Source organism: Komagataeibacter diospyri (genome assembly GCF_006538165.1).
Taxonomy (GTDB): Bacteria; Pseudomonadota; Alphaproteobacteria; order Acetobacterales; family Acetobacteraceae; genus Komagataeibacter; species Komagataeibacter diospyri.
Map to the genome: position 1 here is coordinate 23,315 of NZ_BDLU01000054.1, position 14,504 is coordinate 37,818.

The following is a 14,504-nucleotide window of genomic DNA, read 5'->3' on the forward strand; positions in this document are numbered from 1 at the left end:
GTTACCGGGTCCAGCTTGTGTCGCAACCGCGTCCGGGTATGTTCTACCCCCGTTGGGAGATCAAGCAGGTTGTCCCCGACAAGGCCGCAAATCGCGCCCCATGGAAATGGGGCGCGGGAAAACGGTCATACGGGACGATCCGTTGCTGATGCCTCGGAGGAAACAAAGCCAATGAAGACGGTTGGGCACGACTCAATGAAAACGGGCCGCACACTGAATGTGGACGGCAAGACCTATCATTATTTCTCAATCCCGGAAGCTGAAAAGACAATCGGCTCCGTCAGCCGCCTGCCGGTCAGCCTGAAAGTGCTGCTGGAAAACGTGCTGCGGTTCGAGGACGGGCATTCCTATTCGGTTGAGGATGCCAAGGCCATTGCGGAATGGCTGAAGGAAGGGCGCAGCACGAAGGAAGTTCCCTTCAAGCCCGCGCGTATCCTGATGCAGGATTTCACCGGCGTTCCCGCCGTGGTCGATCTGGCCGCGATGCGCGATGGTATCCTGAAGCTGAAGGGCGACCCGCAGAAGGTGAACCCGCTGGTTCCCGTCAACCTGGTGATCGATCACTCGGTCATGGTGGACGTGGCGGGCTCGCCCGAAGCGCTGCAGGACAACGTGACCATCGAGTTCGAGCGCAACGGCGAACGCTATGCCTTCCTGCGCTGGGGTCAGGAAGCGTTTGAGAACTTCTCCGTCGTGCCGCCGGGCACCGGGATCTGCCACCAGGTGAACCTGGAATACATCGCGCAGGCGGTGTGGACGGCGAATGTGGATGGCAAGGACTATGCCTATCCCGATACCCTGTTCGGTACCGACAGTCACACCACCATGGTCAACGGCATGGGCGTGCTGGGCTGGGGCGTTGGCGGGATCGAGGCGGAAGCCGCGATGCTGGGCCAGCCGATCGCTATGCTCATCCCCGACGTGATCGGCTTCAAGCTGGTCGGGAAGCTGCCCGAGGGTGCCACCGCCACTGACCTGGTGCTGACAGTCACCCAGATGCTGCGCAAGAAGGGCGTTGTCGGCAAGTTTGTCGAATTCTTTGGTCCCGCCCTTGACCACCTGCCGGTTGCCGACCGTGCGACCATTGCCAATATGGCACCGGAATATGGCGCGACCTGCGGCTTCTTCCCTGTTGACGACCTGACGCTGGATTACCTGCGCCAGACTGGCCGTGAAGAACACCGCATCAAGCTGACGGCGGAATACCTGAAGGCACAGGGCATGTTCCGTCATGCCGAATCGGCGCACCCCGTGTTCACCGATACGCTGGAACTCAACCTTGAGACCATCGTGCCGTCCATCGCCGGCCCCAAGCGCCCGCAGGACCGCGTGGTGCTGAAGGGTGCGGACAAGGCGTTCGAGAAAGAACTGACCGGCAGCCTGGGCGTGCCCGAAGCCGACAAGAACAAGAAGGCCAAGGTGGCCGGCACCAATTACGAGATCGGCCACGGCGACGTGGTGATCGCGGCCATCACCTCGTGCACCAATACCTCCAACCCCGCCGTGCTGATCGCGGCAGGTCTGGTGGCGAAAAAGGCACGTGCGCTGGGCCTGAAGCCCAAGCCGTGGGTCAAGACCTCGCTCGCACCGGGATCGCAGGTTGTCACCGACTACCTCAACCGCGCGGGCCTGCAGGCTGAACTGGACGCGATGGGCTTCAACACCGTGGGCTATGGCTGCACGACCTGTATCGGTAACTCCGGCCCGCTGGAAGATCACATCGTCGATGCGATCGAAGGCAACAAGCTGGTTGCGGTGTCCGTGCTGTCGGGCAACCGTAACTTCGAAGGCCGCATTTCGCCGAACGTGCGCGCCAACTACCTCGCCAGCCCGCCGCTGGTCGTGGCGTATTCCCTGCTGGGCACCATGCGTGAGGACATCACCACCACGCCGCTGGGCACCTCCAAGGATGGCAAGCCGGTGTACCTGAAGGACATCTGGCCGACCAACCACGAAATCGCCGCCCTGATGGGGTCCGCGATTACGCGTGAGGAGTTCATCAACCGCTACAAGCACGTCAGTCAGGGCACGAAGGAATGGCAGGCGCTGAAAGTCGCCACCGGTTCCGAGACGTACAAGTGGGATGCCTCTTCCACCTACGTGCAGGATCCGCCGTACTTCCAGGACATCACGCCCGAGCCCAAGCCGCGTGGCGACATCATCGGCGCGCGTCTGCTGGCCCTGCTGGGTGACAATATCACGACCGACCACATCTCGCCTGCCGGCGCGATCAAGGAAAGCTCGCCGGCTGGAAAATACCTTGAGGAGCATGGCGTCGCGAAAAAGGACTTCAACTCCTACGGTTCGCGTCGTGGCAATGACCGCGTGATGGTGCGTGGCACGTTTGCCAACATCCGCATCAAGAACGAGATGCTGCCCGGCACCGAAGGGGGCGTGTCCAGGCACTTCCCGGACGGCAAGGAAGGCTCCATCTACGATGTGGCGATGGAATACAAGAAGGAGGGCGTGCCCCTGGTCGTGATCGGCGGCAAGGAATATGGCATGGGCTCCTCGCGCGACTGGGCGGCCAAGGGCACCCTGCTGCTGGGCGTGCGTGCGGTTGTTGCTGAAAGCTTCGAGCGTATCCACCGTTCCAACCTGGTGGGCATGGGCGTGCTGCCGCTGCTGTTCGAGGAAGGCACGACGCGCAAGACGCTGGGCCTGAAGGGTGACGAGACCTTTGAAATCCGTGGTCTGGACAAGATCACGCCGCGTATGACGATGACCATGACCATCACCCGCGCCGATGGCTCCAGGCAGGATGTGCCCCTGCTGTGCCGTGTCGATACGCTGGATGAGGTGGAGTATTTCCGCAATGGCGGCATTCTCCAGACCGTGCTGCGTGGCATGACCAAGGCCGCGTAATCACACGATCTGTCCCGGCTTTGGCCGGGATGGAATGACAAGACGGCGGTCCGTATGATGCGGGCCGCCGTTTTTTTATGAACAGATCATATATGCATATTCAGCATAGGTTTGCGGTGTTACCGTTGCATTTTACACATATCGGTGGTGTCTTTTCTCTGTGTTGTGCATAAATAAGATGCCGTTTAAAGCTATGACTATGTAATAACATAGCTGAGGACGCTGGGCTTCATGGATCTGCTTTCTGCCTTGCATAGCTTCGTCCGTGTGGCCGCCACGGGTTCATTCTCGGCGGTATCAAGGGAAACGGGGGCCAGCCAGCCCACCATTTCCCGTCATATTGCGTTGCTTGAAGCCCATTATGGCGCGACCCTGTTCGCCCGTACCACCCGCAGCCTGATGATGACGGAAGACGGGCGCAGCCTGCTGCCGCATGCCTATGAAGTGCTGGAAATACTGGAAACGGCGGAAACGGCGCTTGGCCGCAGGCGGGCTTCGGTTTCGGGGCTGGTGCGGCTGGGGGTAACCACGGCGTTCGGCCTGTACCTGACCAGTCGGCTGAGCAGCCTGCTGGAGGAACATCCCGACCTGTCGGTTGAACTGGTCATGCGTGATGGATTCGGTGATCTGGTGGAAGAAGGCCTGGACCTTGCCATTCGCATCGGTTCCATTGCCGAAGGGTCGCTGATTGCCCGCAGGCTTGGCTCGGTCCATCGCTGCGTGGTGGCGTCAACTGACTACCTTGCCCGTCGTGGCACGCCCGAACATCCGCGTGACCTGCTCAATCATCCCTGCATTGCCTATAGCTACGGTGGCACCCGCCACGACTGGCAGTTTGCCCGCAAGGGGGAAGCTGAAACCACGGTGGCGGCCAGTGGTCCCTTCCGTGCCAACAGTAGCGAAGCCGTGCTGCAGGCAGTGCGTGCGGGGCTGGGGATTGGCATGCTGCCGACATTCCAGGTGGAAGAAGACATTGCGGCCGGGCGGCTGAAGCACCTGCTGCCGGAATGGACGATACCGGAACTGCCTTTCTATGCCGTCCATACGGGACCGCGCACCCTGCCGCTGCGTACCCGCACGGTGCTGGATTTCCTGATTGAGATTTCAGACGTCTTACGGCAGGGCTAGGTTTTTGCGCCCTTCATGCAGGTAAAACTGCTCCAGAAGCCTGCCCCGAAAAAGAAAGTTTTTGGTGAAGCTTTGTTGCGGCATCCAAAAACTTTTGTTTCTTGTAACCTAGTCCAGCGGGCTGCCCCGTCCTGGCTGGGGTGCTGCGGGATCGTGCGCCAGACGGGCGCGCTGTTCATCGCTTGATGCCAGCATGTCGCTGTTGAACCCGTCATGCAGGACCTGTGCCCAGCCGGCCATCCATGTATTCGTCCGCTTGACGAAATCGCTGGCGGCGGGCTGCTGGCCCAGTGTGTCCTTGGCCCAGTAATCAGGTGTGCGCAGCATCTTGGTGCTGTCGGTGTTCACGGGATTGAGGAAAATGGTCACCGTCTCGACATTGACGTTGTGGTCACCCGCAGGCGTGCTGTAGCTCCACCCGGCTTTCAGCAGTACGGGTGGCAGGATGAATCCTTCTTCCTTCAGCCGGTTGGCGATGATGGCCGTACGGTTGATCGAGGCAGGATAGACCGCCGTGGTAAACCAGCATTCCATTGACGGCGGGTGTGCGGTCAGGACGCGCGACATGTAATTCCGGTCGTCATGGCAGCTGGAATCGATGGACGTAATGGCCGTTTCCGGCACGGGCTGGGTGCTGCCTTCCGCCCCGATCATGCCGGTGACGACATGACCTTCCACACGGATCAGGACATTTTCCAGCACTTCCCCATGCGGGCCGTTGATGATGTTCATGACCGGGTGCCATGTGCCCTCGGGCAACGGCAGGATGCGACCTGCAAACGGAATCGCCTTGGTCAGCCGGTCGGTGATCGGCATCATGGTGATGACGCCGTCCTCCCCATTGCCGTCCCCGCTGCCTTCACCCCTAGCCGGGGCATCATGCATGCCCAGCCGGTTATGAATGCTGGAGGACAGCGCCGCCAGCCGGGGAAGCAGGCGCGTCAGGTAGGCTGGCGGGAAGATCAGCGTCAGCACCGTGAACGGCACGATCATGTAAAGGCAGAACCGCCATATCGGTGCCCGGTGCCATAAGCGCGAAAAAGCAGACATTCAGCAGTCCATGCCACAGGCCGCGACGGCCGGTCGCCGGGGCCGGAAACGTGATACCATCCGCATGGGTCAGGAACTGATCGGCGCGCGCTGGGCATCGCGGTTGGCATCCGCGATTTCAGCCACGACGCCATCTTCGCTGGAGACGATGCGCACCAGTTTCGCCCCCTGCTGGCGGGCGGTGATGAGCGAGTCGCTGATCATGTCCTCAATGGACCGCGCCAGATCACGTGCGCTGGCGGCGGGACCCATGCGGTCCTGCCGGCGCATGACTTCAAACAGCAGGGCGGGGTCGATGCCGCCGGTTTCGACCTTCAGGCCGTAGCTGTCGATCATGGCCTCGATCTCAAGCGCCGAGACACGCGCGATGTCGAGTCCTTCCAGAGGACGGAAGATGAAAATGCGGTCCAGACGGTTCAGCACTTCCGGCGCAAAACCGGCCTGACGCAGGGCTTCAACCGATTCGGCGCGCATCTTGTCGGGTTCATCCGCAAGCCGGTCTGCAATTTCGGTCAGGGCTTCGGTGGCAATATTGGACGTCAGCATGAAAATGCAGCGTACGGTGGAAATCTGCTGCCCGGTGGAAGCTTCGGTCACATGGCCATCGTTCCACGCGGTCAGGAATTTCTTGAAAACGTCGGGATGCGCTTTCTCAATTTCATCCAGCAGCACCACCGCGTCGGGCTTTTCCTTCAGCCCGCCGGTCAGCTTGCCGTATGTATCCGACCCTACATACCCCTTGGGGGAGCCGAACAACTGGGTCGCGGCATGGGGGGAACTCATCTGCGTCATGTCGAAATTCAGCAGAGGACGGTCAAGCTGGCGCGCCAGCTGCTTGGACAGATAGGTCTTGCCCGTGCCCGGGGGACCTGCCAGCAGGAAGATACCCACCGGCTTGCCACGGACCTGCAGCGCCAGGCGGCGGCGCAACTGGGTCGCCACGTCCTCGCACACCTGGTCCTGGCCGATCACGCGGGCGCGCAGGCTTGCGGCCAGTTCCTCCGCGTCGATCACGGTTTCTTTCTGTTCGCGCGCCAGCATTTCCTCCAGCGCGCTGCGATTGGTCAGCCTGGCGAGTACGTCCATTATCCATCCCCGTCTGCGTCGGATCCCCTTGCGGGCCAGTTTTTCGGCCCGGTTCTCGAACCACAGCCCGGTCAGCGCCAGCAAGGCGCTGGCCGCTGCCACGACCGGATAGGCCGGGGCACACCATTCCATGAAATGCCGCAGGCTGGCGAGCGAAAGATGCAACGCCATCGCCGCCTGAAAGCTGCCCAGCACCAGGAAAATGACCATGATGAGGGGTACCAGCCGCTCCATTAGCGCCGGATAGAGCGGTTTCATTGTACGACTACCCCGATCACGATTTCGGTGTCACGCGTCAGCACGGGCAGCGCCGTGGGGCCGGGCACGAATACCGCGCCCGCATGGATGCCGACCGGCCCCGGGTCTCCTGCCGCGGTAATGGACACATTGCCCGCCACGCGGATGGGCAGGATGACGCTTTTGGGCTGCGGGCCAAGGTGTACTGTCTGCACCAGTCCCAGTGACTGCACGTTCACCACCGCGTTGCCGCCTGTCATGTCATACATGGGCATGTCGGCCAGTATGATGTCGCGGCGCTTCAGCGCAGCCATGATCTCGGCCTGCTGCTGTATGGAATAGGATGTCTGGCGCAGCATTTCTGCCGCGCGATCGGGTGCGATCATGGGCATCTGGCCCATCATGTCAGGCCGGTTCTGTACCGGGGCGTTCAGCATGAGGTGCGTGCCGTCGCTGGTGCCGCCGCCGCCCGCTTCGGCGGCAACGGGGGGTGTCTGGCTGCCACTGCCGCCTTCACGCGCCGCCATGAAGCCACCCGTGCCCAGACCGCCGCCCGCGACAACGGCCGCGATCAGCCCCACCACAACCAGCCTGCGGCTGGATGAGCGTTCACTGCGTTCCCGTGCGGGTTCCGGCGGTGAGTTCAAGGGCGTCATGCGTGCATAATGTGGGTCAGGGGTATGATATGGCAAGACGTTAAGATGCAGGAAATGTAACGTCTGCCCGGACATATAGTTCTTGCGGTTACGGTGGGCGTGACCTATGGTACGGGCAATTCCTTCATCTCTGGTTTTTTCTTTGGGGGGTGGCCGCAGGGCTGCCTTTTTTGCATTGGACGCTGATCTGCCATTCCTGACGGGCCTTGATGCCCGTATTGCCGAAATGATCGCGCCCGCACTGGCCGACATGGGCTTTGACCTTGTGCGCGTGGCGGTGCTGGGACGCGAATCCCCCACGGTGCAGATCATGGCGGACCGTGCGGATGGCACGCTCATCGCCATTGAAGACTGCGAACAGATCAGCCATGCGGTGGGCGCGATACTGGATGTCGAGGACCCGCTGCCGGGTGCCTGGACGCTGGAGGTTTCGTCTGCCGGGATCGACCGCCCCCTGACGCGCGCCAAGGACTGGGAACGGTTCGCGGGGCACCTTGCCCGGGCCGAGATGAACATGCCCATTGATGGCCGCAAGCGCTTTGCCGGCATCGTGCTGGGCGCGCGCGACGGCCATGGCCTGATGCGGCTGGATGACGGGGCCGAGGTCGCGCTGCCTTTCGCTGAAATGCGCAAGGCGCGGCTGGTCCTGACCGACGAACTGATCGAGGCGAGCGCCCGGATGATGAAGCCGGATGCCGCCAGCGACGAAAACGGGCCGGGGGATGAAAATGCTCCGGCCGGAACGCAGAAGGCCCCTGGCAAGCCCGACCGCAAGCCGGCGCGCAAGGCCAACTGAACGATGTTGTGGAGACACTGATGGATACGTCCGTTGCCCGTCCCGAACTGCTGCTGGTTGCCGATGCCGTAGCGCGGGAAAAGTCGATCGACCGTGAAGAAGTGCTGGAAGCGATGGAACAGGCCATCCAGAAGGCCGGCCGCGCAAAATACGGTCATGAAAAGGATATCCGCGCCACCATCGACCGCAAGACGGGCGATGTCCGGCTGTCGCGCTGGACCGAAGCGGTCGAGACGGTGGAGAACGAGGAAACCCAGATCCCGCTCTACATCGCGCGCAAGTTCAAGCCCGAGATCCAGCTGGGTGAATACCTGATCGATCCGCTGCCGCCCATCGACTTCGGTCGCATCGCGGCGCAGACGGCAAAGCAGGTCATTGTCCAGCGCGTGCGCGAATATGAACGCCGCCGCCAGTTCAACGACTTCAAGGACCGCGTGGGCGAGATCGTCAACGGCACCGTCAAGCGTACGGAATACGGCAACCTGCTGGTCGAGATCGGGGATGCCGAAGCCCTGCTGCGCCGTGATGAACTGATCCCGCGTGAAAGCTTCCGCAATTCCGACCGCGTGCGCGCCTATATCTATGATGTGCGTGATGAGCCGCGTGGCCCGCAGATCTTCCTGTCCCGTACGCATCCGGCATTCCTTGCCAAGCTGTTCGCGCAGGAAGTGCCCGAGATCTATGATGGCATCATCGAGATCAAGGCTGTGGCCCGTGACCCCGGTTCGCGTGCGAAGATGGCCGTTATCTCCCGCGATGCATCGATCGATCCGGTTGGTGCCTGCGTCGGTGTGCGAGGTCGCCGCGTTCAGGAAGTCGTGAAGGAACTGCAGGGCGAAAAGATCGATATCATACCGTGGAGCCCGCAGGCCGCGACCTTCGTCGTCAACGCCCTTGCCCCGGCTGAAGTCAGCAAGGTGGTGATGGATGAGGAAGCTGGCCGGGTCGAGGTTGTCGTCCCTGATGACCAGCTCAGCCTTGCCATCGGACGGCGTGGGCAGAATGTCCGTCTTGCCAGCCAGTTGACGCGCTGGGACATCGACATCCTGACCGAAGCCGAGGAATCGGAACGTCGCCAGGAAGAATTCCGTCGCCGCAGCAACCTGTTTGTCGAGGCGCTGGATGTTGATGACGTCATTGCCGGCCTGCTGGTGACCGAAGGGTTCCATTCCATCGAGGAGCTGGCGTTTGCCGACTCCGAGGAGCTGGCCAACATCGAAGGTTTTGACGAGGACGTGGCCAGTGAACTGGTCCGTCGCGCCGAAGGCTACCTTGCGGGTCAGGAAGAAGAACTGGATAACAAGCGCCGGGCGCTGGGTGTCACCGATGACATCGCGGCGCTTGGTGTGTTCACCAACCAGATGCTGGTGACGCTGGGTGAGAAGGGCGTGAAGACGCTTGATGACCTGGCTGACCTTGCCGGTGATGAACTGGTTGAAATCCTCGGCAGCGATGCGATTGATGAGGATGCAGCCAACGAAATCATCATGGCGGCGCGTGCGCACTGGTTTGATGAAGACGACAGGGCTGGTGAAGACCGGGCCGACGAACAGGAGACGTCCGACGTCTGAACAGGGACATCTGACCGCGGAAGACGCGGGCGACATGGGACATGAAGAGCGCGGTCCGCTGCGCCGCTGTGCCGTCACCCGTGTCCGGCTGCCGAAGGAGGAAATGATCAGGTTTGTCATTTCCCCGGACGGAGTCGTGATCCCTGATCTTTCCGCACGTCTGCCCGGACGGGGAATTTGGTTGAGCGCGCGTGCGGATGTGTTAGAAACAGCACGCACACGTGGCGCATTCGCTCGTGCGGCACGGGGAAGGGTTGTTATTCACCCTGACCTGACCCATCTTATTGAAGACGGGTTGCTGCGGCGCATGATGGATGTTGCAGGACTGGCGCGGCGGGCCGGACAGATTGTCTGTGGTTTCGCCAAGGTGCGTGAGTGGGTTGTGGGCGGTCGGGCCGGTCTGGTTATCCAGGCCGCCGATGGCAGCCCCGACGAGAGGAAGAGAGTTTTGTCTGGTGCACGGGACCTTCCGGTTACGGTTGTTCCTACGGCATCGGGTCTGGGTGCGGCATTTGGCCGCGACCATGTTGTTCATGCGGCGATGCTGCATGGTGAACTGGCGCGCCGTTTCCGTATCGAGAGTGAACGTTTTGCGGGTTTGTCCGGCAGGGCCAGCCCGAATTCGGCGGAGTGTTCCGCCGGACGGTGTGAACAGGCGGGTACATGAGCGAAGGCAACGATCAGGATCAGGGTAAGGGACGCTTGTCCCTGCGGCCGGCGGGCCGTAGGGAAGTCGGACGGACGGTGGATGCCGGTTCCGTGCGACAGAGCTTCAGCCATGGTCGGTCAAAAGTGGTTCAGGTCGAGGTGCGCAAGAAGCGCGGGGCCGGGGCCGCAGGTAACGGATCGGGGCCGGCTGGCGGTCGCGCCGGGGGACGGGGAGGTCGCGCGCTGACGGCAGCCGAGCTGGCAACCCGCCAGCGCGTGCTGGACGAACAGCGCCGCGCCGCCATCCAGCGCGAAAAGGACGCGCGCGAGCAGGAGAAGATCACGATCCTCTCTGCTGCGGAAGAAGCCCGTCGCCAGGAAGAGGAAAATGCCCGCCGTGCCGAAGAAGAGGCACGCGCAAAGGCAGATGCCGCGGCTGAGGTCGAGGCCCGCAAACAGGAAGCCCGCAGTGCCGCGGCACAGGGCGCGTCCGAACCGGCGGAATCCGCCGAACCGGAAGGGCCGGTTGTCTCCTCCGTGCCAATTCCCGGTGAGGTCACGCTTGCGCCGCCGATGCAGCGTCTGCGTCCGCTGGCCGAACGTGCGATCATGCCGGCACAGCCGCTGCGTCCCGCGCGTCCGGCAGGTGGCGGCAACGCTGCAGGTGGTGCCGGACGTACTGCCGCTGGTGCAGGTGAGACCCTGCGCCTGCGCAGTGGCCGTGCGGAAGGGGGCGAGGAAGAACGTCGTCCCAGCCGTCGACCCGGCAACGCCGCGCCCGGTCGCCGCCCCTCGGGCGGTGCGAAGAAGAACAATGACAGCCGTCGCGCTGGTCGCATTGACGTGCAGGCCGCGATCGAAGGGGATGACGACAAGACCCGTTCGCTCGCATCCGTTCGCCGTCAGCGCGAGCGTGAACGCCGCCAGGCCGAACTGGAACGCCTGCGTTCCGATCAGGTCCGTGTGGTGCGTGACGTGGTCCTGCCTGAAACCATCACGGTGCAGGAACTTGCCAACCGTATGGCTGCCCGTCAGGGCGAAGTCATCAAGGCACTGATGAAAATGGGCGTCATGGCGACGGTTACGCAGTCGCTCGATGCGGATACCGCTGAACTGGTCGTACAGGAATTCGGTCACCGCGTGCGCCGTGTGTCCGACAGCGATGTTGAAATCGGGATCGAGGGGATCGAGGACAAGGCCGAGGACCTCAGGCCGCGTCCGCCGGTCGTGACCGTCATGGGTCATGTCGATCACGGCAAGACCTCGCTACTTGACGCGCTGCGCACCACCGATGTCGCCAATGGTGAAGCCGGTGGCATTACGCAGCATATCGGTGCGTATCAGGTAACCCTGGCATCGGGTGCGAAGATTACCTTCATTGACACCCCGGGTCATGAAGCCTTTACGGCCATGCGTGCCCGTGGTGCATCGGTAACCGACGTGGTGGTGCTGGTGGTTGCGGCGGATGACGGTGTGATGCCGCAGACGATCGAAGCCATCAAGCATGCCAAGGCGGCTGATGCCCCGATCATCGTGGCGATCAACAAATGCGACAAGCCGGGTGCGAACCCCGACCGCGTGCGTCAGGAACTGCTGAACCACGAAATCGTGGTGGAAAGCATGGGCGGCGATACACAGGATGTCGAAGTTTCGGCGCTCAAGCGCACCGGGCTGGACAAGCTTGAGGAAGCCATCCTGCTGCAGGCCGAAATTCTTGATCTGAAAGCGAATCCGGATCGTGTTGCCGAAGGTTCGGTTATCGAAAGCCGTCTTGACCGTGGTCGTGGCCCGGTTGCGACCGTGCTGGTCCAGAAAGGCACGCTGCGCCGCACCGATATTGTAGTGGCCGGGGCCGAATGGGGCCGCGTTCGCGCCATGATCGACGACCGTAATCGCCAGCTGGGTGAAGCCGGTCCGTCCATGCCGGTTGAAATCCTGGGTATTACCGGCGTGCCGGGTGCAGGTGAGCCGTTCGTGGTGGTCGAAAACGAGAATCGCGCACGCGAAATCTCGGAATTCCGTCAGCGCGTGATCAAGGATCGCACGGCAGCCGGCCAGACTGCTGCACGCGGCACGCTGGACCAGATGCTGGCCCGTATTCAGGCTGGTGCGCAGAAGGAAGTTGCCGTCCTGATCAAGGCGGACGTGCAGGGTTCGGCCGAGGCGCTTGAAGCCACGGTGCAGAAGCTGGAGCATGAGGAAGTCAAGATCCGCGTGCTGAACGCCACGGTCGGCCAGATCACTGAAAGTGATGTGCAGTTGGCCAAGGCGTCCGGCGCCGTCATCATTGCCTTTAACGTCCGCGCCACGGCGCAGGCGCGTGAACTGGCACAGCGTGAAGGTGTGGATATCCGCTACTATTCCATCATCTATCAGGTTGCTGATGATGTGGAGCAGCTGGTCCGTGGCAAGATTGCGCCCAAGCATCGCGAAAAGTTCCTTGGTTACGCCGAAATCCGCAAGGTTTTCGAAATTACCAAGGTGGGCAAGGTCGCTGGTTGTTACGTTACCGAAGGCGTGGTCAAGCGTGGCTGTGGCGTGCGTCTGCTGCGTGACAACGTCGTGATCCATGAAGGTGAGCTGAGCCAGCTCAAGCGCTTCAAGGATGATGTCAAGGAAGTGGCGCGCGGTTACGAGTGCGGCCTGTCCTTTGCCGGGTATAATGACCTGCGCGAAGGTGATGTGGTCGAATGTTATGAAATGGAACTCGTCCCGGCATGAGCCGTAATTCATCCAGAAAAGGGATGAGCGAGAGCGGGCCGGCAGGGAAACTTGCCGGCCATTCCGCGTCTGGTCCCTCACAGCGCCAGTTGCGCGTGGCGGAAGAAGTCCGCCGCGTGCTGGCGGAAATATTTGCCCGCACGGAATTCCGTGACCCGGATCTGGCGGATGTGCGCATTACGGTGACCGAAGTGCGTATCTCACCCGATCTCAAGCATGCCACCGTATTCGTGGCGCGTCTGGGTCGCAGTGATGTGGCGGAACTGCTGCCCGCGCTCAAGCGTGTGACGCCTTTCCTGCGCACGCGTCTGTCCCATGCGCTCAGGCTGCGGGGCGTGCCCGATCTGCATTTCCAGCCCGATACGGCACTGGATTACGCAATGGAAGTCGATAACATGTTGCGTCAGCCGGAAGTCAGGCGCGATCTCGAAGACTGAATCTTCCCGGCCCTGCGGCAGAATCAACTTTCTACTGAATAAAAATTTTTGGTGAAGCTTTTTTCAAAAAGCTTCAGAAGAACGTCGGCTTTTTAAAAGATGGCACCCAAGAACTTTTTATTATTCCTATAAAAAAGGCCGGACTGGCATTATGCCATGACCGGCCTTTTTTCATGGTCCCAATATGGGAAAGGGGTCAGTTACGCCGCCCCATCAGCAGTAGCTGCGGGTTACGTTCCACATCGGTGGCAAATCCACGCAGCGCGGACGCAGCAGCAGCAAGGTCACGTAGCGACGAATCGATATTGGAACGATCGGCCGTGCTGGGGGCGGTAATGTCATGCAGGCCAGCCAGCGCGCCCTTGGCCTCGGTTACCGTTTCATTGGAATTGACCAGCAGGGTATGTAGTTCGTTGCCACGCGCATCCAGCTGCGCCGTGCCGGTATCGGCCAGATGGTTGATGGATGCCAGTGTCGTATCCATCTGGCGGTCAAGGTCACGGATCGCATCGGTCGCGGTGTCCACCGTCACCCGCGTATGGTCGGACGTGGCGCGCACGCTGTCCACCAGCGGGGGCAGGTCCTTGTCCAGCTTGTCTGCCAGCGTACGGATGCTGACCAGCATGGCATCAGCATTGTTGGCGATGTTTTTCAGTGGCAGCGCCGTCAGCGCGTCGGTCAGCTTCTGCATTTCCGATTCACGTGCCGGGATTTCCGGCAGCGGGCTGATGCCGGGATGCAGGTGCGCGGGCACGCTGGGGTCAAAGGTCAGGTCGATTTCTTCCTGTCCCGTGACAAAGCTCTGCATATGCAGTTCGGCGCGTAGCCCGTTTTCCACCAGTTTCGGAAGTTCGCGGCTGTCCAGCACCTTGCCATGGCTGCCCGCCATGTGCGCGCCATTGGCCTGCAGTTCCAGGGTGACGGGAATGAAGGCCTGATGCGTCTGGGGATCAAACTGGACGGCAATATGGTCCACGTGGCCGACCTGCACTCCGTCGAAGGTGACGGGGGCGCCTACGCCCAGCCCATTGATGGGACTGTCGAACACCACCACGGCCCGACTGGTGGGGGAAAAGGGATGAAACTGTCCGAACAGCGCTATGGCCGTCACACCAAGCAGGGCTCCACCCAACACAAATGCACCGACCGTGGTCTGCCGTTCAGCCATGGTGTTCAGGTCTCCCTAGACGCAGAATAAAAAACGATTGCGGACACATTTGGCCATGTGTCCGTTTGCTGCAAGATGACATTACATCCACGACTGGCAAAGCGGGCTGCGGGGATGGCAGGCATGTGCCCGCTTCGCCTT

Annotated in this window: 11 protein-coding genes; 7 read left to right on the forward strand and 4 right to left on the reverse strand. The window is 61.6% G+C overall.

Annotated features, from left to right (window positions below):
• Positions 1–171: 171 nt before the first annotated feature.
• Together acnA and MSKU9_RS12170 are read left to right on the forward strand one after the other, a co-directional pair.
• Positions 172–2,865 (forward strand): aconitate hydratase AcnA, encoded by a 2,694-nt coding sequence (acnA, locus tag MSKU9_RS12165; protein ID WP_141261684.1) that lies wholly within the window; start codon positions 172–174, stop codon positions 2,863–2,865.
• A gap of 231 nt (positions 2,866–3,096) precedes the next feature.
• On the forward strand, positions 3,097–3,993 hold the full coding sequence (locus MSKU9_RS12170; RefSeq protein WP_141261685.1) for a LysR family transcriptional regulator: 897 nt from the start codon (positions 3,097–3,099) through the stop codon (positions 3,991–3,993).
• A 108-nt stretch (positions 3,994–4,101) separates the two neighbouring features.
• Here the strand turns inward: MSKU9_RS12170 and MSKU9_RS12175 are convergent, their stop codons facing one another.
• From MSKU9_RS12175 to MSKU9_RS12185, 3 genes are all read right to left on the reverse strand, one after another.
• A complete protein-coding gene (locus tag MSKU9_RS12175; protein ID WP_227002489.1) occupies positions 4,102–5,043 on the reverse strand; it encodes a hypothetical protein in 942 nt (313 codons plus the stop codon).
• 69 nt (positions 5,044–5,112) lie between these two features.
• On the reverse strand, positions 5,113–6,387 hold the full coding sequence (locus MSKU9_RS12180; protein WP_141261686.1) for an AAA family ATPase: 1,275 nt from the start codon (positions 6,385–6,387) through the stop codon (positions 5,113–5,115).
• Entirely contained in the window at positions 6,384–7,013 is a 630-nt protein-coding gene (locus MSKU9_RS12185; protein ID WP_141261687.1) for a hypothetical protein, read from the reverse strand. The genes MSKU9_RS12180 and MSKU9_RS12185 overlap by 4 nt, the downstream gene beginning before the upstream one ends.
• Before the next feature lie 184 nt (positions 7,014–7,197).
• Between MSKU9_RS12185 and rimP the strand changes: the two genes are divergently transcribed.
• The 5 genes from rimP to rbfA are packed head-to-tail and all read left to right on the forward strand — an operon-like array spanning position 7,198 to position 13,195.
• Positions 7,198–7,818 carry a ribosome maturation factor RimP gene (gene rimP, locus MSKU9_RS12190; RefSeq protein ID WP_141261688.1) on the forward strand — a complete coding sequence of 207 codons (621 nt, stop codon included), beginning with the start codon at positions 7,198–7,200 and terminating at the stop codon, positions 7,816–7,818.
• 20 nt (positions 7,819–7,838) lie between these two features.
• Positions 7,839–9,389, forward strand: a complete 1,551-nt coding sequence (nusA, locus tag MSKU9_RS12195) for a transcription termination factor NusA (RefSeq protein ID WP_141261689.1) — start codon at positions 7,839–7,841, stop codon at positions 9,387–9,389.
• 34 nt (positions 9,390–9,423) lie between these two features.
• The gene (locus tag MSKU9_RS12200) at positions 9,424–10,056 is read left to right on the forward strand and encodes an RNA-binding protein (RefSeq protein WP_141261690.1); all 633 of its coding nucleotides are present in this window, start codon (positions 9,424–9,426) and stop codon (positions 10,054–10,056) included.
• Positions 10,053–12,758, forward strand: coding sequence for a translation initiation factor IF-2 (gene infB / locus MSKU9_RS12205; protein WP_141261691.1), 2,706 nt, complete (start codon positions 10,053–10,055; stop codon positions 12,756–12,758). Before MSKU9_RS12200 ends, infB begins: the two co-directional genes overlap by 4 nt.
• A gap of 23 nt (positions 12,759–12,781) precedes the next feature.
• Positions 12,782–13,195 carry a 30S ribosome-binding factor RbfA gene (rbfA, locus tag MSKU9_RS12210; protein WP_010509158.1) on the forward strand — a complete coding sequence of 138 codons (414 nt, stop codon included), beginning with the start codon at positions 12,782–12,784 and terminating at the stop codon, positions 13,193–13,195.
• 196 nt (positions 13,196–13,391) lie between these two features.
• Here rbfA and MSKU9_RS12215 read toward each other — a convergent pair whose 3' ends face one another.
• Positions 13,392–14,363, reverse strand: a complete 972-nt coding sequence (locus tag MSKU9_RS12215) for an MlaD family protein (protein WP_141261692.1) — start codon at positions 14,361–14,363, stop codon at positions 13,392–13,394.
• Positions 14,364–14,504 lie beyond the last annotated feature (141 nt).